13 protein-coding genes are annotated in these 19,537 nt (G+C 63.3%); 6 read left to right on the forward strand and 7 right to left on the reverse strand.

Features of this window, described 5'->3' with window-relative positions; all coding sequences use genetic code 11:
• Positions 1-172 precede the first annotated feature (172 nt).
• Both SINAC_RS17740 and SINAC_RS17745 read left to right on the forward strand, forming a co-directional pair.
• Positions 173-1,318 (forward strand): Gfo/Idh/MocA family protein, encoded by a 1,146-nt coding sequence (locus tag SINAC_RS17740; protein WP_015247003.1) that lies wholly within the window; start codon positions 173-175, stop codon positions 1,316-1,318.
• Entirely contained in the window at positions 1,315-2,394 is a 1,080-nt protein-coding gene (locus SINAC_RS17745; protein WP_015247004.1) for a glycoside hydrolase family 130 protein, read from the forward strand. Before SINAC_RS17740 ends, SINAC_RS17745 begins: the two co-directional genes overlap by 4 nt.
• A gap of 677 nt (positions 2,395-3,071) precedes the next feature.
• Here the strand turns inward: SINAC_RS17745 and SINAC_RS17750 are convergent.
• The 5 genes from SINAC_RS17750 to SINAC_RS17770 form a co-directional block, all read right to left on the reverse strand.
• The gene (locus SINAC_RS17750; protein ID WP_015247005.1) at positions 3,072-4,523 is read right to left on the reverse strand and encodes a glycoside hydrolase family 130 protein; all 1,452 of its coding nucleotides are present in this window, start codon (positions 4,521-4,523) and stop codon (positions 3,072-3,074) included.
• A 69-nt stretch (positions 4,524-4,592) separates the two neighbouring features.
• Complete coding sequence (locus tag SINAC_RS17755) at positions 4,593-6,866, reverse strand: glycosyltransferase family 4 protein (RefSeq protein WP_015247006.1); 2,274 nt, start codon at positions 6,864-6,866, stop codon at positions 4,593-4,595.
• Between the two features lie 212 nt (positions 6,867-7,078).
• Positions 7,079-7,360 (reverse strand): hypothetical protein, encoded by a 282-nt coding sequence (locus SINAC_RS17760; RefSeq protein WP_020465964.1) that lies wholly within the window; start codon positions 7,358-7,360, stop codon positions 7,079-7,081.
• An 82-nt stretch (positions 7,361-7,442) separates the two neighbouring features.
• Positions 7,443-8,771: a hypothetical protein gene (locus SINAC_RS17765; protein ID WP_015247007.1), complete on the reverse strand. Its 1,329-nt coding sequence runs from the start codon at positions 8,769-8,771 to the stop codon at positions 7,443-7,445.
• 139 nt (positions 8,772-8,910) lie between these two features.
• Positions 8,911-10,536, reverse strand: a complete 1,626-nt coding sequence (locus SINAC_RS17770; protein WP_390553817.1) for a hypothetical protein — start codon at positions 10,534-10,536, stop codon at positions 8,911-8,913.
• 424 nt (positions 10,537-10,960) lie between these two features.
• On the opposite strand from SINAC_RS17770, the gene SINAC_RS17775 reads away from it, so the two are divergent.
• Positions 10,961-11,530: a hypothetical protein gene (locus SINAC_RS17775; RefSeq protein WP_015247009.1), complete on the forward strand. Its 570-nt coding sequence runs from the start codon at positions 10,961-10,963 to the stop codon at positions 11,528-11,530.
• Between the two features lie 59 nt (positions 11,531-11,589).
• Here the strand turns inward: SINAC_RS17775 and SINAC_RS17780 are convergent, their stop codons facing one another.
• Both SINAC_RS17780 and SINAC_RS17785 read right to left on the reverse strand, forming a co-directional pair.
• Positions 11,590-15,147: a WD40 repeat domain-containing serine/threonine protein kinase gene (locus SINAC_RS17780; protein ID WP_015247010.1), complete on the reverse strand. Its 3,558-nt coding sequence runs from the start codon at positions 15,145-15,147 to the stop codon at positions 11,590-11,592.
• Positions 15,148-15,176: 29 nt separating this feature from the next.
• Entirely contained in the window at positions 15,177-15,791 is a 615-nt protein-coding gene (locus tag SINAC_RS17785; RefSeq protein WP_015247011.1) for an RNA polymerase sigma factor, read from the reverse strand.
• A gap of 692 nt (positions 15,792-16,483) precedes the next feature.
• On the opposite strand from SINAC_RS17785, the gene SINAC_RS39935 reads away from it, so the two are divergent.
• The 3 genes from SINAC_RS39935 to SINAC_RS17795 all read left to right on the forward strand — a co-directional run bounded on the left by SINAC_RS39935 (position 16,484) and on the right by SINAC_RS17795 (position 19,210).
• On the forward strand, positions 16,484-16,657 hold the full coding sequence (locus SINAC_RS39935; protein ID WP_157579436.1) for a hypothetical protein: 174 nt from the start codon (positions 16,484-16,486) through the stop codon (positions 16,655-16,657).
• Positions 16,658-16,700: 43 nt separating this feature from the next.
• Complete coding sequence (locus tag SINAC_RS17790; RefSeq protein WP_015247013.1) at positions 16,701-17,789, forward strand: DUF1559 domain-containing protein; 1,089 nt, start codon at positions 16,701-16,703, stop codon at positions 17,787-17,789.
• 308 nt (positions 17,790-18,097) lie between these two features.
• Entirely contained in the window at positions 18,098-19,210 is a 1,113-nt protein-coding gene (locus SINAC_RS17795) for a hypothetical protein (RefSeq protein ID WP_157579437.1), read from the forward strand.
• Positions 19,211-19,537 lie beyond the last annotated feature (327 nt).

A 19,537-nucleotide genomic window follows, 5' to 3' on the forward strand; every position in this document is an offset into this window, starting at 1 on the left:
ACCAATAATCAAGTTGGCCGCGGTGGCCTCTGAGTTCCCTTTGAGGCGAGCGGGGAGCGTAAGCTCCCTGTCTTTAGCCTTTGACTGACAACGTAAAGCCAAGGAGCTTACGCTCGCCTCTGGCACCCAAGCATACATGCATCATCTCCCAAGAATAAAAAAGGCAGGATCCATGGACGACAAGCTCATTGGTTTGGGCGTGATCGGCTGCGGCGGGTTCGGCCTGTTTGCGCTCCAGCAATTCACGCAGGTGCCCGGGGTCAAGTTCGTCGCCATGGCCGGCACCCACCGGCCGGCGGCCCTGGCCGCGGCGGCGCGGTTCGGGGTCGAGAACGATGACGACCTGGAAAAACTGTTCCGGCGGGACGACGTGGACCTCGTCTACATTGCAACCCCGCCGTTCCTCCACCACGCCCAGGCGATGGCCGCGCTGGAGGCGGGCAAGCACGTGATCGTTGAAAAGCCGCTGGCGATGACCGTCGCCCAGGCCGACGAGTTGGTCGCCAAGGCCCGGCAGCGGGACCGGCTCCTGGTCGCCAACCTGATGCAACGGTATAACCCGCTCTTTGCGACCGTATCCCGGCTGATCCAAGGGCAGATGCTCGGCGAAGTGCTCCACGGGACGTTCGAGAACTACGCCTCGGACGAAAACTTGCCGGCCAGTCACTGGTTCTGGGACCCGAGCAAGAGCGGCGGGATCTTCATCGAGCATGGGGTCCACTTCTTCGACATGTTCGCCGGCTGGCTCGGGTCAGGACGAGTCGAGGCCGCGCAAGTCGGGACTCGGCCGGGGACCGCGATCGAGGAGCATGTCCAGTGCACGGTCCGCTATGGCGACGTCCCCTGGGTCAACTTCTATCACGGCTTTCACCAAACCGGGCGAATGGATCGGCAGGAACTTCGGCTCGTATTCGAGCGCGGAGATATCACGCTCCATGACTGGGTGCCGACTCGACTCCTGATTCGCGCCGTGATGGATGAGCGGCAGACCCGTGAATTGAGCGACTTGCTCCCTGGGGCTCGGCTCGACGTGGTCGAGCCCTACGGCGGCAAGGATCGGAGTTGCCGAGGCCGAGGCCACGAGTACGACGTCTACCAGAAGATCGAGCTCTCGTTCGGGGACGGTCAGGCCAAGTCACCGCTCTACAGCAAACTGCTCCGGGCCATGATGGCGGACCAGGTCGCCTGGATCCGGGACCGCAACCACCAGCGAGTCGTGACCGAGGCCAACGGCCGGGATTCGCTCGTGACGGCCTGCGCGGCCGATGCGCTGGCTCATGCTCATCATCAACCTCGTCCGGAGGAGAGCGGCCGATGACCGTCCCACGGCTGTTGACCCGACTCCTGCTCCGGCCCGAGGATCTGCCCCCGTCCCGCCCCGATTTCGAAGTCGTCGGCGCCTTCAATCCCGGGGCCGTCCAGGCGGGGGACGAGGTCGTCCTCCTAGTCCGGGTGGCCGAGCGGCCTCGCGAGCAACGCCCAGGGTTCACCGGCCTGCCAAGGTGGGACTCGGCCGGCGAATTGACGGTCGACTGGATTCCCGACGAGGAACTGATCCCGATCGATCCACGCGTCGTCAAGTTCAAGGCGGACGGCCTGGTCCGGCTCACGTTCACCTCACACCTGAGAGTCGTCCGCTGTGGGGACGGACGTGCGGTCCGGGAAATCAGCGACGCCACGTTCCGCCCGCAAACCGAGCTCGAGGAATTCGGAGTCGAAGACCCGCGGATCACCCCGCTGGACGGCCGATACTACTTTACTTATGTATCCGTGTCGCGGCATGGCCCTGCGACGGCGCTGGCGTCCACGGTCGACTTCCGCTCGTTCGCGCGGCACGGGGTCATCTTCTGCCCCGAGAACAAGGACGTGGTCCTCTTCCCGGAGAAGCTCGGGGGGAGCTATGCCGCGCTCCACCGGCCGGTCTGCGGGACTCCGTTCACCCGGCCGGAGATCTGGGCCGCCCGCTCGCCCGACCTGATCCATTGGGGAGCGCATGCCCCCCTCGCCGTTGCCGGCGCCGAGGGCGGAGGCGCATGGCAAGCCGGCCGGGTGGGAGCCGGTGCCCCACCGATCCGGGTCCAGGACGGTTGGCTCGAGATCTATCACGGGAACCGGCAACCGACCCAACCCGGCGAGGTTGGCGCCTACTTCGGCGGGCTCCTTCTCCTCGACCCGGACGATCCCGCCAGGGTTTGCCGCCGATCCTCGGAGCCTTTCTTCGTCCCCGAGGCCGACTTCGAGGTCACCGGCTTCGTGCCTAACGTCGTCTTCCCGACCGGCCTGGTCCGGGACCAAGGCCAGGGGACGATCCTCGTCTACTATGGCGCTGCGGATACGTTCACGGCAGTCGCCGAATTCGCGGAGCGCGATCTCCTGAACATGATGGCTCGCTGACGTGACGGCAAACGTCGTTTCGAATCCTTGAAGCCGACACCATTGACCAGTTGTTGGACCAAGGACGGACTTCGCTGCGTGCGCACGCCCACCGAAACCCGGGGGCCACTCGCTTGCTTCACCGGTATGGGCCCGCATCCTCTCCAGAGCGGAGAATGGATCGGACAGCCTCGGCTCAACAAAGCCGCACGCTCGGTTTCCAAGCCCCTCATCACGTCGTCGTTATTTTCTCGGAGCCCAATCAGTTGAGCGACGGCATTGCGCCGGTATTTCTCGAATCGCGTCATGGAAGTGTGCCTGCAATGAGCGCACAGTCCCGATCCATTGGATCTGTGCCGCATGGAAAGAGGCAACTCAATGTCTGCTGGGCCGTGCCCAAGGACACTCAGCGGTGCATCCGGCAAGTCCTCAATGTCGACCGGGCAATGCCCCACCGAAACCGGCCGTCATTCCGTTGCCCCCCTGACAATCCCTCAGACTCGCAATCACCCCTTTTTGAATGACGGCCAAAGCCGGCCGTGCGACTCAACCTTCGACCTGATTATAGCGAAGGGCATCAGTGGCCGCATAGACTTTGATACCTAGAACACCCACGGGTCTTGATTGAGGGGGATTCAAAATGGTCTTGTCGTAACAGTTCGAGATCGCTCCTCAAACCACCGGTCTGGGCCGGTCGATCAGGGTCGGGTCATGGCGTTGAGTACGTCGTCGATCGCGACAGTGGCGAACGTGCTGGCGTAGTCGGACATAGCGTACGGGATGATCAACTCGCGGCCGTGCGGCAGAGCGCCGCAACTGTAAACGACGTTCGGCACGTAGCCTTCGCGTTCGTTGGCGTTCGGTTCCAGGAGGGGGGTTGCGAGCCGGCCGATCACGCGCGTGGGGTCGTTGAGGTCAAGCAGCATAGCGCCCATGGCGTACTTGCGCATCGGGCCGACGCCGTGGGTCAGGACCAGCCAGCCGGCCTCGGTCTCGATCGGCGAGCCGCAGTTACCAAGCTGGACGAACTCCCAGGAATAGGTCGGCCTGGCGACGAGCTGCTTGGTATACCAGAAGTGGAGCATGTCGGAGTACATCAGGTAGATGTTCTCGTTGTCCTGGCGGGAGAGCATCGCATATTGACCGTTGATCATGCGCGGGAACAGGGCAAACCCCTTGTTCCGGATCTCCGTCCCGTTCAGGGTCCCCACTTTGAAGTGGAGGAAGTCTTCAGTCTCGAGCATCTGGGGGAGGGTCACCCGGCCGTCGTACGCCGTGTAGGTGGCGTAGTAGCAGACCCGGCCGCTGTCGTGGGTGAATTTGACGAATCGGGCGTCTTCGATCCCGTTGGTCTCGGTGGGGGACGACGGGAAGATGATCCGTTCGGAGACGTCGAGGTCAGGGCTGAAGCGGATCTCGTAATTGGATTTGGCCAACATGATCATGGTCTGAGCGATCGGCTCGAACTCACGCTGGCGTGCCCGGTTATGCCGTGCCACATTCTGGGTCGTGTGTTCCAGCTCGTTGAGCGTGAACTGGTCGCCCAGTACAGCCATCACCTGGTCGGTCAGGGGGCCGTTGATCCCGAGCTCGATGAGCTTGCGGTAGAAGAGGGCCTTCTCGTAGAGGGCGTTGGGCACCATCTCAGGGGCCTCGACGAACCGGGTCGGCTCGTCCATCCGGATCCGGTTCTCGGCGTCGAGCACTCCGGAGCGGAACGTGATCGACGAGATATGGCCCTCGCCGGTGGCCCGCAGGCTGAGGATGAACCGGCACCACCCCTCAGGCAAGGCCGACTGGTCGGGGTGCAAAACCATCGACGGGTTGAACAGCGCGGCCGATTCCAGGGCATATTCCTGGGTGAAGTAAGCGCCGATCAGCAGGCGACGACTCTCGCTCAGCGGCTTATCGGTGAGTACGTAGGGCCGGACCTGCTCGAAACGGTGAGCCAAGAATTCCCGAGTGCGCTGGTGGCGCTCGTGGAACTCCTGTCGCACGTTCAACAGCACGGCCTCGACCTCAGGCTCGGTGAGGGACGAGACGCGGGCGATGATCTTCTCGATCCGGCTCTCGTTGGCGACCTCAAACGGCCGGATAACGACCCGTGAGTTGGACGGTTTGAGGATAATCCCGGTGCGTTTAACGTCCATGTTGGTGGACTAGCGACCTCGCTTCGAGGAGTGACGGCCTTTCGATCCCTCCCTGGATAAGCTTGGACACTACCGCGCCTGGCGAAATGCTGCTAGAGAACTTTCCAGGAGGTTCATCTCGGCGAGGGACAGGAGGAAGGCGAGCGTGGACTCGGCCCCCTGGTTCCGATTGATCCGATCCTCCTGAAGGCCGTCGCAACAGCCGCCGGTCGCCGGGTCGTACAGTTCCTGGCCCAGGTCATTGCGACCGAGAAACCACTCGAAGGAGGAGCGGGCCTCGTTCACCCAGTGGGGTTCCTGGGTGGCCCGGTACGCCTCCAGGCAGGCGGCGACCGTCGCGGCGGCCTCGATCGGCTGCTGGTCAAACCGGGCCGGCGTCTGCCCCTTGCGGTAGAAGCCGTGGCAGCCGATCGCCCGGAAATGGCCTTGTGGGGCGCGCTGGACTTCGACCAGCCAGGTTAGGGCGCGCAGGCCGATCTCCAAGGCACGCGGGTTGCCGCCGTCACGGCCGCCGGCAATCAAAGCGTGCGGCAGGCGGGCATTGTCGTAGGCCAGGATCTCCTCGAACCAGGGCCAGTCGGACGTGGCCGTGCGGTCGTACAAGTCCACGAGCAAGGTTGTCAGCGCATCGCGGATCTGGCCGGCGACACGATCGCCGCTGAATCGGGCGAGGTACTCATGGATGCCCAACAGCCCGAAGGCCCAGGCGCGCGGCGAGGTCATCTCCGGCAACGGGGGCAGGGCAAGCTCGAAGTGGGAAGCGGCCCAGGCCGGCAGGTCGGACCGCCGCGAACGGCCGACGCAGACGCCCAGCGCCCAGACGGCCCGCCCGTGGGAATCCTCCGACCCCACCTTCTCCAGCCACTGGCGGTCGAAGCTCATGAAGTTGCGGAACCGTTTCCGCTCGTGATCGAAGGCCGCCTGAAGAAAGGCCGCCGTGGTCGTGGCGATCCGCCTGACCTCGAGCCCGTCGTAGCCCAGTTCTTCCAGAAGCACGGTCAGCAAGAGGGCGCGCGCGTTATCGTCGGTGCAGTACCCCTCGGCGAAGTTGGGGATGGTGTAGGTCGCATGCTGAAACATTCCGGTCGAGTCGGTCATCCGAGACAGGTGGTCGAGCCGCCAGAGAGGCCGCTCGGACTGCTGCTCGGCCAGCGTCCGAACCGTCAAGGGCCTGAAGGGCTGATCCTGGCGTCCGTGACGCGCCCGCTGGAACGACTCCATGTAATGGTGAGCCGATCGCTCCCAGATCATCTCCCGGCCCAGCTCATAAGCATGCTTACACATCGCGAGTCGTCGCGAGTCGTCGCGCAGCAGCCCGCAAATCTCCTTCGCCAGCGACTGCGGATCGGCAAACGGCACGATCACCCCACGGCCCTCGGCCAGCAGTTCCTCGGCGTGCCAGTACGGCGTTGAGACGATCGCCTTGCCGCAGCCGAACGAGTAGGCCAAGGTGCCCGAGGTAATCTGCGCGGGGTTCAGGTACGGGGTCACGTAGACGTCCGCTGCCCGAATGAACTCGGTCAACTGGTTGAGTTCGACGAATCGATTATAAAAAATCACATGATTCTTGATACCCAGGTCTCGGGCCAGCCGCTCCAGGCTCAACCGATAGCGTTCGCCGTGCTCGCGGACCAGGTCCGGGTGGGTCGCCCCCAGAACGATGTAGACGAAGTTGGGGAACTGCTTGAGAATCTCGGGCACGGCCCGGAGCATATGCTCAATGCCCTTGTTGGGCGAAAGCAGCCCGAACGTGAGCGCGACCAGTCGCCCTTCGACGCCGAACTGATCCTTATATGGGTTCGGGTCGACAAACGGCGTGTCGGGGATGCCGTGCGCGATGAGGTCGATCTTGGCCTCGGGGATGCTGTAAATCTCCTGGAGAAACGTCCGGGCGCGTTCGGTCATCACCACGACGCGGCTGGACAGGTTCACCAGGCGCATCAAGACCCGGCGCTGGTCGGCGTTGGGGTCGCTCAGGACGGTGTGCAAAGTCGTGACGATCGGCATCCGCAGGTCGCGCAGTAGGCCGAGGATGTGGCTGCCGGCCGGCCCCCCGTAGATCCCGTACTCGTGCTGAAGACAGACGACGTCCGTGTTCGCGAAATTGAGGAAGTCGGCCGCCCTCAGATAGCTGTTCAGATCCTGCTCGTCGATCTCGAAGCGAACCTCCGGCGGATAATCGTACCCCTCGGGGTGATCGTTGACCGGCACCACGAAGCACTCGGCGTCCGGGAATTGGCCGGCCACCGAGGCATGCATGTCGTGTGTAAAAGTGGCGATGCCGCACTTCCGAGGGAGGTAATCACCGACGAACGCAATCTTCTTGATATCGGAATCAGGCATGGAGAGAGGGCTCAATCTTGGGTTAGCCCGGGCTCACTCCGGGAGATCGGTCGGGGTGGGTCCATCTTCTTGGACCCTGGCGTGAGGGCCAGAAGAGAAGACCAGGGTCCGAAGACGGGCCCCGGCCACCCGGACGAAAAGCGTTTACATCAGATCGTGCGTGTCCACCTGATCTGACTCTCTCTTTTGCAGGTCCAGCTTCAATCCGGCCTTCAGATATCGCTGGCTCCGTCCCGAATCGGACGCTTTCTCTTGGCGAGAGAATCGTCGAGCTCGGGCTTCTCGCGGGGCGGGACGAAGACCCTCATGACTTCCCCGAGCTTGCCGCCGTCGATGAACTCGCGCACGGCTTTCGCCTCTTCGCCTTCGAATCGGATCCCGGGCTTCCCCACATCGCCAATCATCGCGATGTGGACAATGTCCTCTTGCTCGACGACAAATTGAGCGATGTTCTCGATATTGATCGTGCGCTTACCGACTCTAATCCAGGCCATGGTCACGGATCCTCTCACTTCAAGGGAGAACGACCCGCCCGAGCCTTCGACACCGGGCAGAGCAGACGAATCGAAACGTGATTCAAGCACGCGTTGAAGGGGAGTTTAACACGCGAAGACCTGGTGAACAAGGAGGCAGTAGCGACTTGGGCCGATCGGCCACGACGGCGTCAGGCCCGGCCCCCTTGCGTTCGACGAGCGCGATCCCCAGCGCCTCGTCGTCGATCATCGCCAACATGAGGTTCAGGCCGATGACCAAATACCAGCCCCAAGGTGTTGCCCTGCGTTCGGTCTCGTCTCCTGTGTCAAGCAAAGGCTTGAGCATCAAAAGAGATCCAAGGCTCAGGAAATAGAGACTGAACGACATGGTGTTCTCATTGACGTCGGGCCCGAAATAGCCCAGGGCGGAGAACACGAGCTCGGCCAGCCCCGCGACCACAAACACGATCCAGTCTGTGTCACGGCGGCGAAACCGTGCCGACGGATCGCGAGAACCAGCAGGGTCGGTCGCCCCGATCCGGCCGACAAACCCTACGGCCAACAGAAAGAGCAACGGTGCGTGCTTTTCCTGGAACACAATCAGCGGAGCGAGGAAGTCCAACCAGCCTTTGCCTCGAAGCGGAGCCACCCCGGAAGCAGCCCCAACACTCTGAGGATCGAACGCTGCGAGCAAAATCAGGGTAATCGCCAACCCGCCGACGAACCCGGGAAGGAGAAGCCGAAGCAAGCTCTGCCGCGCTCCCGTCGCCAAGGCATAGGCGGGGAGCCCGATGAGCAGAAGCGGAACCGCGAGTTGCTGCCCCCAGACGGCCAGCACCGCCAAGATCAACGCGAGCGAGCAAGTCCAAGGATTTTGCCCGCCGCCACCCCGGACCATCAGCACCACCGCCGAGGCCGCCAGGGCCAGCGCAGGCGCATCGGCGTGCATCTCGGTCGGGCTGGATCGCAACGAGCGGAAATTGGTCGTCAAGAGCACGAAGGCAATGAACAGCAAGAGCGATCCCAGGCGAGGCCCCCCCCATCGCCACTTCTGCTCCCGCTCTCCAAGGCCCTCCCCATCACGGAGGAGGAGCCAGGCCGCCGGTCCGTAGTAATAGAAGAGGCTCAAGCCGCGAACCGCCAAGACCTGGAAGCCCGAATGGCCCAGCAAAACTGCGGGCCAATAAGCCAGAGCCGAGAGCGGCCCATCGAACGTGTCTTCGATCGGCCCCACATTGGTCGGACAAGAGAGCTTGTACCCATACGCCAGGCCCATCGCAGCCGCCAGACTCGTTTTGCTCCAGAAGCTTGCCACGGCTTGGAAGACGAGGCCCACCATCCAGTGCCAGGCCACCGTGCAACCGAGGAACGGGAGCACCGCAATCCCGAGCCGCTCCCAGATCGGCCGGCCGCTCGAGGCGCGGCCAAGCATGATCCCTATCCCAACGGAAATCAAACACGTCAAAATAAAAATAATTCGCGTGATCGACAACGAATTTTCTCTCAAAGGAATCAGAAAATATTATTCTCTAGAATCGATTACTCACCAGGAAAGTGACGGCCCCGAACACTCATTTGAGAGGAGGCATCTTCACACACCTGGCCTCGCCTGACTCCCGTTCATAGCAAGCCCAACCTGGCAGATCGGCCACCTTCGTCGGCCGAAAGCCCGTCAAATAGGTCATCGCCCCGACGCGGGCAAGCCCCGCAGCATTGGGGGGGTAGCAAACAAGCCGGGTGCGGGGCGGGATGTGTCGGAAGAAGTGGTCGGAGCTCGTCGAAATCCCCGAATAGGACCGACCGTTGATACCGTCTTCGGTGTGATAGTACTTCCCCTCGGCGGCAAGGTGAGATTCCGGATTCCAGGGGAAGTACACCTCCCCCGGATGGGCGCGAATGAACCGCTCGGCCGCGAGGGAGTCTTGCCAGGGCCCCTTGCGATTGATGAGCGCGTCTCCCTGAGCCTCGACCTCGAACGTTGCCAACATCAGGTTCAACCCAATCACCAGATACCAAACCCAGTTCGTGGACGCACGTTCGTTCAGCCAACCCGAGCCCACCAGAGGCTTGAGCATTAAGAGGGTTCCCAAGGTCAGGAAATAGAGGCTAAACGACATGCTGTTGTCATTCCCACCTTCCCCGAAGTAGCCCATCAAGGAGAAGGGGAGCTCGGCCAGCCCCGCAATCAGGAACACGATCCAGCCGCGATCGCGGCGCCCCGCACTCGCATCCGTCCCCGCCTCGTCGGCCGCCAGCGCAATACGGGCCTGCCCGCCCACCGCGAGCAGAAATAACAGCGGCGCGTGCTTTTGCTGGAGCACGATCAGGGGGTAGAGGAAATCCACCAAGTCCTTGGCCCGAAACCGATGGCGGCCCGGCACCTCCACGATATTCAACAAGAGGCTACTCGGGTCGAGAACGAGGAACAGGGTCACAGTGATCGCCAGTCCCCCCACGATCCCGGGCAGGAGAGAACGGACCGGGCTCTTGAGCGCCCCCGTCGCCAAGGCATAGGCGGGGAGCACGACGATCAGAATCGGGACCGTGAGCTGCTTGGACCAGACGGCCAGCACCGCCAGGATCAATGCGAGCGAGCAGGTCCAGGGATTTTGCCCGCCGCCGCCCCGGACCATGGTCGCGATCGCTAAGGCCGCCAGGGCCAGCGTCGGCGCATCGGCATGCACTTCCGTTGCGCTGTAGCGCAAGGCGTGAGAGTTGGTCGTCAAGAGGACAAAGGTCAAGAAGAGGAGGAACTCACCCACCCCAGGCCGCCCCTTGCGTCCCTCGCCACCACGGAGCAGGAGCCAGGCCGCCGGCGCATAGTAATAGAAGAGGCTCAGCCCACGCCCCACCAAGACCTTGACCCCCGCATTGCCCAGCAAGGCCGCCGGCAGGTAGGCCACCGAAGAGATCGGCCCATAGATCCAGCCGTTGATCGGCCCCTCCGTCGCCGGATAATAAAGTCTGTACCCGTGCAGGAGTCCAATCGCAGGGGCCAGCCGCGCTCCGTTCCAGAAGCTTGCCATCGACTGGAAGGCAATGCTCACCACCCAGTGCCAGGCCACCGTACAACCAAGGAACGGGAGCACCGCAATCCCGAGCCGCTCCCAGATCGGCCGGCCGCTCGAGCCACGGTAGAGTAGGCCCCCCCACCCAATCGCAGCTAGATTCGTCAAGACGAAGCCAGCCTGTGTCATCGACAACGGAATTTCTCCCCCCAAACGCTCTTCCCCTCAAAGTTTGCACTAATAGAATTCCAATTCTGGGTACACAATACAAGCCGTCTTGGCTTGTCGCTCGAATGAGACATCTTCAACACTCAACAAACTGGCATTTTTGCTCCCCTAAGACTAAGGAAATCAGGGATCTCACGCTCCCCGCACGCCTTGGGAAATCTCGCTCACCTTTGAGAAATCTCATTCGCCCTATGGAGGTTGCATGAGTGCAGGAGGCGCAGGCGATTGTGATCGGCCATAGCCACACGCGGTCGGATGTTTTGCATGTCGCCCCCCAGGCGCAATTCCCGATATCCAGTGACAGGCGGAGAGATTCGGCGGCGTTCAAGTGGGCCCGCCGCCTTGCCGCAACGGACAATCACCCATTTTCCCGAGTCACCGAACGATGAGCCAGAAATCCCGCGCCTTTCGTCCGGCCGCGAACAGCCTTGAATCCCGGATCACGATGAGTGCGACAACCGTCCGGCCGCTGGTCCAGAACGAAGTCACCAGCCTCGCGACCACAAATCGCATCACCGCGACCTCTGGCACGCTGTCGGGAAGATATCTTGCGACCGACCAGGACAACCGAGCGGCGGACGCCCCCCTGCAAGTCAACCTCGACGGCTCCGGCAAAATTCAAGGGCTGGGCCGAAGCACGATGACCGGCGTGCTCAACTTCGGCGGGTTTGGGCTCCCGAATCAGCCTGACCTCGTTGGCACTGTGAAAATCAGCAACGCCAAGGGGAGCATCACCGTTCAACTGTCAGGTTCGGGGGGCCACTCCCAAATCCCCAACGGGCGGTTCGCCCTGAAAGCCTCGATCGTGAGCGGGACAGGCGCCTACACCAACCTCCGGGGGATCGGTACGGCCAACGCTTTGTTCGGAAAGAATACCGCCCGGTCGATCACGACCCCCAGCCCGATTGGCGGCACCTTGACCCTCGCCTTGAATCTGAAGCCGCCGATCCGCTGAGCCTTCGACGCGGGGCCCTCTCTACTGACTTGAGAGGGACCCGCGAACGGAGTGGGCCATCAATCCGAATGAGCTCGGCGTTCCTTCCACTCAGCGGAGTCGAGGATCCGAAGCGACCCGTCGTCGAGAAGTTCCATCCCGGTCGCGACCTGGACCAAGCGTTCGACCTGAGGGATGTGAGCCTCCATGGCTGCGGGAACGTTCCAGAGGTGGGCCGTGCTCTCCTGGCCGCCCGAGAGTACGGTGCGGCCGTCAGGGCTGAACACCACGAACCAGACCTGGTTCTCATGGTGAAACGCCGGACCGATCGGCTTCCCCGTGGCCGCGTCCCAAAGCCGCGCCGTTCGGTCATAACTGCCGGTGAGCACGGTCTTACCATCCCGGCTAATGGCGAGAGCCCGAAGCGTTCCATCGTGCCGTAACGGGGGAGTGAGCGGCACCCCCGTCGCCGCGTCCCAAAGCCGGGCCATACGGTCCCAGCCGCCTGTGATCACGGTCCGGCCGTCAGGGCTGAACGCGGCGACCGAGACTGGGCCGTCGTGCTGAAGGGGAAGAACGCGTATTTTGCCCGAAGCCGTGTCCCAGAGACGAGCCTTCATGTCGTCGCTCCCCGTGAGCAAGGTCTTACCGTCGGGGCTAAACGCCACGGCCATGACCCGGCCCCGGTGCTCGAAGGGGAGGCCGACGGGCTGCTGCTTGCGGTTGGTGTCCCAGAGCCGGGCCGTCTTGTCGTCGCTCCCGGTCGCGATGAACCGACCGTCGGGGCTGAACGCCACGGCTCTGACCGCCGCCTCATGGCGCAAGGGGTTTCCCAGGGGCTCGCCCGTCTTGGCCGACCAGAGCCGGGCCATCTTGTCGTCGCCCCCGGTCAGCACGGTGTCGCCTCTCGGGCTGAACACCACCGTCTGGACCCGGTCCTCGTGGCGGAGAAGGGCCCCGATCGGCTCACCGGTCGCGGCGTCCCAAAGCCGCGCCGTGTGATCAAAGCTCCCGGTCAGAACCGTGCGGCCGTCCGGGCTGAACGCGATTGATTCGACCTCCTCGCCGTGGACCAACGGCGCCCCGATCGGCTCGCCCGTCGCCGCATTCCAGAGCCGCGCCGTATGGTCCTGGCTCGCGGAGAGAATCGTCCGCCCATCGGGGCTGAAAAGCACAGCGCGGATGAATCCCTCGTGAGAGAAAGAGAGGCCAAAGGGAGTCGCGACTTCGGAAACCAGGACCGTTCTGTCGAAACCAGCGGTTAACACCTTTCTGCCATCGGGGCTGAACGCCAACGACGAGACCGTGTGCCGGTGGCGGATCGGCGGGCCGATGGGAGCGCCGGTGGCGGTGTCCCAGATCCGGGCGATGCCGTCGAAGGAGCCGGTCAGAATCCGCTTGCCGTCGGGGCTGAACGCCGCGTTGTGGACGCAATGCTGATGTCGCAGCACATGGCCGATCGGCCGGCCGCTCTCGCGGTCCCAAAGGCGAGCCGTTCGGTCGTAGCCCCCCGTCAAGATCGTTCGGCCGTCCGGGCTATAGGCCACCGACGCAACCCAGTCCCGGTGACTCAGAGGCTGGCCGACCGGGGCCCCCGTGACGGCGTCCCAGAGCTGGGCGGTCTTGTCCCAGCTCCCGGTCAAGACGGTCCGACCATCGGGACTGAACGCCACCGACGTGATCAGGTTTTTGTGGGTCATCGGCGGGCCAATCGGCTCACCGGACGCCAGATCCCAGAGCCGGGCGGTTTTGTCGACACTCCCCGTGATTGCGACCCGACCGTCGGGGCTGAAGGCCACGCCGAGGATCGCCTCGGTCTGGTAGAACTCCAGCTCCAACGGCTCACCGGTCCTGACGCTCCAAAGCCGAGCGCCTCCATCGTCGCACCCGGTCATGAGGGTGCGACCGTCGGGGCTAAACGCCAGCGCCCCGACCTTCATCGGGTGCGGCAAGGGAGCACCCACGGGGTCTCCCGTGGCAGCGTCGCGAAACCGGACCGAACTGTCATCGCCCCCGACCGCGATGGTCCGACCGTCGGGACTATACGCCACAGCCTGAATCGGGCCGGGGTGCTCGAAACGGACCCGAAGCGGGTGAATGCGAGGCAACCAGCCCGACAGGCTCAATCTGAAGGCGCGCTCGAGGTTCAGGTCGCGGGCAAGGCTGGCGCTCTTCAGACCACGAACGAGCCAGAGTACCCCTTGAGCCACGTCCCCCTGTTCGGCCAAGGCCTGACCGTGCTCATAGGCCAGGTGGGACGCCTGCTGGTCGACGGCTCGTTGCCGCGTCTGGACCTCGCGGAACGCCTTACCGAGGTGCGAGGCCGCCCGGTAGTGATAAACGGCCAGGCTGATCGAAAGGCCGATCGTGGTCGCCAGTGCGAGCGCCGCCAAACCCAAGGCGATGGCCAGCGGCGTCTTGCGAAGGCACCACCGCCAGACCCGCTCCGGCGCGGAGATCGGACGGGCCCGGACGGGCTCGAAATTCAGGAACCGGTCGAGGTCGTCGGCAAGCTCCAGGGCCGAGTGATACCGCCTTGGGACGCTCTTTTCGAGGCACTTCAGGCAGATCGTCTCCAGGTCGCGAGGCACGTTCGGCCGCAGTCGGGTCGGCGGCACCGGTTCCTCGTGCAAGACCTGGAGCACCGTCTCCAGCGGCGTCCCCGCCCGGAACGGCGGGCGCCCGGTCAACATCTCGTACAGGATCGCCCCCAGGCTGTAGATGTCGGTCGCCGCAGTCGGCCCCGAATCCTCACCAGGGCCGACGGTCGCGGACCGCTGGCGGACGGCCTGCTCGGGAGCCATATAGCTCGGCGTCCCCAAGAACTGTTCCGTCAGGGTCGGGTACGCCGTCTCGCCGTCAAGCCACTTCGCCAGCCCGAAGTCGGCGATTTTTGGGGCCCTCGCGCTGGTCAACAACACGTTGGCCGGTTTCAGGTCGCGGTGGATGATGCCGGCCCGGTGGGCCGCGTGGATCGCGTCCGCCAGCATCCTGACCAACTCCGCGGCGCGGCGGGGCGACTGGGGATTCTCGGCGATGAGCTGAGCCAAGCTCTCCCCTTCAACCAACTCCAGGGCCAGGAAGGGCCGCCCGTCGTGCTCCCCAACCTCGTAAATTTGCACGATGTTCGGGTGCTGGAGCCGAGCGACCGACTCCGCCTCCCGGCGGAATCGGTCGAGCTCCCTCGGAGCGGCATTAGCGCCCGCCAAGAGCATCTTGAGCGCAACCGGGCGACCGAGCCGGCGGTGGCGGGCCTTATAAACCACCCCCATCCCGCCGCGCCCCAGCTCGCCGAGAAGTTCGTAACCGTTCGGGGCCGGCCGGTCGTCGCCCACATCAGGGTTCGCCGGCGGCCCAGCCCCCGAGGGGCTCCCACCGAAAAAGAGGCCGGCCGGGGGGTCGCTCTTGAGGGCATGAAGGAAGCCGGCATCGACGTCAACATCGCCCCGAGTTCGGGAGAGTCCGAGCCGTGGCGGTCGGTGCCCCGGCCGGACGGCCAGGTCGGTCAGTCGCTCCAGGGCCTCCTGGCAGAGCGAGCACCCCTCCACGTGGTCCCCGACCGAATGCTCTTGCGCCTCGCCGAGTTGGTCGGCCAGCAGTTTGCGGAGTTGTTCCGACGATGGGCAGGTCTTGAGCATCTCAGGGTTCCCCGGCCCTCATCCTCTCCTCAGTCGCCCGTGGGGTCGGTCCCCTCAAGTCGGCAGATCTCCTCGCGGAGCATCCTCTGCACCTTACTCTTGGCCTTGAAGACGGTGGCGACCTTCATCCCGAGCTGCTCGGCCACCACCGCGCCGGCCTGGCCTTCGATGGCCGTGAGACGGAAGGCCTCCCACGTGTGCGGCTCGACCCTGAGCCTGACCCGGAACGAGGCCTCCTCGAGCAATTCACGGTCGAACTGCTCGTCAAGCCGCACGAGCAGGTCGTCGCGGGCCTCAATCGATTCGAGCCAGCTCGAATCTCCGCCACGGTCGCCCCCCAGCGGAGTGGGCCGTCGCCGTGTGACCAGATCGCTCCAGGTGTGATGGGTCAACGTCCGCAGCCAACCGCGGAAGCTAAGATTTCGGTCATAAGTAAAAGTCCGCATCTTGCTGCAGAGGGCCGCCATAACAGCTTGGGTCACGTCCTTGGCGTCCGCGTCCTGCAAGTTCCAGCGCCGGCACCAACCGTAAATCTCAGGGCCGTAGCGGTCGACGAACTCACCCCAGGCGATTTCGTCCGTGGGCTGATGACGCAACTTCCCCAGCAGTGTGGCACTGGTCCGGAGATTGGGAGCGTCCGTCATTGGATAAGTACCCCCCAAAGCGGAGAAACCTGACACCCGCCCCCGACCGTTCCCGATTCAGCCCGACTCGACGGGCCGTGACGGTTACGAGTAACCCCAGCAAATGCCGTTCGGCAGACGCCCGATCGTATCGACTGTTCGCTCAATGGAAATGGGAGTGTCTCCATGTTATGCGATTGTGGGATGACTGAACAGCGTGCGTTGTGAGCAGGCCTCTCGTGGAAACACGACCGGATCGAACAGCCCGCCAAAGTGAATCCGATCCGGCCGAGCCCCCCTCCTTGTGATGAAGACTCGCGACCATTTGTCTCTTTTTTTTCCAGCCGCGAACATTTCGATGTCAGGTTTTTTCAGCCCGGGGGGTACTTACCCTCACCAAGGGAAGTCCCCCTTGCATCTCTGATCCCTCATCCGATCTCCGTGAGTGGCACTCTGAAGTCGTGCGTGGCCACTCACGTCTCGGGCAAGGGGGGGGGTGCGTTTTCGCCAACAAATCTAAATCCATCGCAGGCTTTTGCACGCCTCTCTCAACTGAGGCACGTTCAGCATATTCGCGCCTGCTAATTTCATGACACCGTCGGCCGAACACCGGCGTGAACCGATCGCGATCTCTATTTCTCGTCAGGAGGTTTGCTGTGCAAAGGCAAAGCCGCCGCGTCGCGTTCCTTTCCTGCGGCCTCATTTCTGGATCAATGAGTGCTGTCCTGATGCTGGGCGGCTGCGGGGGAGCCGCTCCCGCCGAGTCTGCGACCGTGCAGCCAGCGCCGAAGAACCGCATCGAAGGGATTCAGCGGATCGGTGAAAACAACAAGAAACACAAGGCGGATATCCAGAAGGGCGTCAAGAAGCGAAGACCGAATCGGTAGGAACGTCGATTTCTGAACGGAACCTCAACGGGGAGAAACCAAGATGAATGCGTTCGTCCGCCGTCAGCGTGGCTTCACGCTCATCGAACTGCTGGTCGTCATTGCCATCATCGCCGTCCTGATCGCGTTGCTGCTCCCCGCGGTGCAGGCGGCACGCGAAGCCGCGCGTCGCTCACAGTGCGTCAACAACTTGAAGCAGATCGGCCTGGCATTGCACAATTATCACTCCGTCAATGACTGCTTCCCACTGGGGAACGCATGCACCGGCCAGAGTAACTCCGGGCCTTGCGTAAGCTGGGACGCATTCAGCCCGCAGGCCGAGATGCTGGGCAACCTCGAGCAGGCGGCGATCTACAACGCCATCAACTTCTCGCAAGCCGGCAGCGCGGCAGCCAACGCCACCGGCCTGGTGGCGAAGATCGCGAGCTTCCTCTGCCCGTCCGACGGCAACGCGGGTCCTGGGGGCTTCTCGGGCTGGTCGCTCAACAACGATAACGCCAACGTCAACAGCTACCACGCTTCGACCGGCACGACTTATATCCCCGGCGACAACGGCCAAGGAGGAACATCCAGTACCGGCCTCTTTTCCTACATGTTCTCCTACGGCATTCGAGATTGCACCGATGGTAGTTCCAACACCGTCGCTTTCGCCGAGTCGATCGTCGGCGCCCCACAGCAGAGGGCCACACGCGGCAACGGCATCGTCGGCTCAGGCGGGACCCCGCAGTGGGGCGGAAAAAGCGTTGACGTTTACATGGACGTACCGCAAGTTATGAGCAACCTCGATGGCTGCGCCTCGGCCTGGAAGACCGGCACTGCCACGAACATCGTGAATACTCGAGGCTACCTCTGGGGCTTCGGCGTCGCCGGCTTCACGCTGTTCAACACCATCGTCCCCCCGAATTCGAAGCAGTACGCCTTCAACACCTGCACGTTCTACGGCGGTGGCGGCTGGCCCGGCGGCGCCAACGGGGTGAACTTCGCCAACGCCACCAGCAACCACTCCGGCGGCGTCAATACCCTGTTCGGCGACGGCAGCGTCAAGTTCATCAAAGACTCGATCAACCTCAACACATGGTGGGCGCTCGGCACCCGGAGCAGCGGCGAAGTGATCAGCGCCGATTCATATTGAGAGCCCGTGAGAGCAGGCGCCTTGTCAAAACCGCCCGAGGTCAACCGGAAGCAACCCTGACGATTTCGTCAAGTTTTCCGAATATCCGGCCGACAATAAAACTAATTGAGATGCGGGGGGGTCCCGCGTCCTCACGTTCAGGCGGAAAGACACGGCTGGGCGGGCGAGACTTTATGGGCGTGCATGGACGCAAACCTCCGAGTCGGCCTGGGGTTCTGCTCCCGGTTCTCCTCATAGCCGCTTGCCTGACGACGAGCGGCTGTCTGGGGCCCGCGGCCATCCGTTCCACGCGCATGCGATATAACGAAGTGGTGCGTACGACAAACGATGAGCAGCTCTTGATGAATCTGGTGCGGCTTCGTTACGCCGACTCGCCCATCTTTGTCGATCTCCCCAACATCACCAGCCAGTTCGAGGTCGCGGGCGGGACCACCTACCCAGGCCCTGGCGGGGCGCAGACCAGCTTCGGGATCGCCGGACTGGCGGGCCGCGACACGCCGACCCTGAGTTATCATCCACGCCAGGGGCGGGAGGTCGCCAAGGCGCTGCTGAACCCGTTGTCGGCCGACCTCTTCAGCGTGGTCAACGCCGGGGCAAGGCTCGACCAGTTCTTCTGGATGACCTTGAACGACATCAACGACGTGCAGAACGCGGTCCGAGCCACGACCCTCGTCCCCCAAGTCCCGGACGACAACTCACGCTTCCTCCGCGGCGTCCAGTTACTCACGGCGATAGACGACCAGGGGGGCGCGGAGCTCGGATTCTCCATGCGCGAAGAGAACGACACCGCCTCCGGTGCCATCCCCGCCAATCTTGTTCAAGGGCGTGACCTGCTGGGCGCGGCCAAGGACGGCTATGCCTTCCGGGCGAATCGAGACGGTCGACTCGCCCTCCACAAGCGGGAAAAAGAGCTGACCCTCAAGATCCGGTCCCGCTTCACCCACTCCCCCGAGATGGAAGAGCTGGCCCAAATCTTTCGCCTGACCCCGGGACTCAGCCGCTACAAAATCCAGTCCGAGTTGCAGCCCAACTCCGAGAGCAGTCCACTGGGTGCCTTCGGCGCGGGCGATACGATCTATCTCAATTTGCGGTCAGTCCTCCAGATCATGACTTTCCTGTCCAAGGGTGTGTGTGTCCCCGAGGAGCACGTCCTCAACGGGGTGGTGCCGACGACTCCGGGGCCCGACGGCCGCCCCTTCAACTGGACCCAAGTCACCGCCGGAAACTTCTTCGTCGCCTCACAGAAGCACCGCCCCCACGACGCCGAAGTCGCCGTGCAATACCGAGGCTACTGGTTCTTCATTCCCCGCAACGACGTGAACTCACGTTCCGTCCTGGCCGTTCTGGAGATCATCCTGTCGCTCCAGGAGTCCGACGAGAAATCAACCGGCCCGGTGCTCACCTTACCTGTCGGCGGTTGAGCCAAAACCAATCGCGATGCGTGGCCAACTTGTCCCCCTCATTTCGACAAATCGGGAAGCGGCCGGCAAAACATCCCTGTTCTGCGGGATTTGCCGGGAGATGATGCGATCGATCGCGCAGGGCGGGTGCTGGGCAGCTACTGGGTCGCCATGATCTCCCTCAGTTTGGTCGTGCTCGTCTGTCTTTTCCGGTAAGGAATGCTCGGACCGAAAAAGGAGTCATAGGATTCTGTCTGCATACAAATCAGAAGAACCTCCGACTCGATCTCATGGCCCGTCCGGAACGAGACGAGACCTGACATCCCGTATCGCCCGGCATCCGGGCAC

This window comes from Singulisphaera acidiphila DSM 18658 (assembly GCF_000242455.2).
GTDB classification, from domain to species: Bacteria; Planctomycetota; Planctomycetia; order Isosphaerales; family Isosphaeraceae; genus Singulisphaera; species Singulisphaera acidiphila.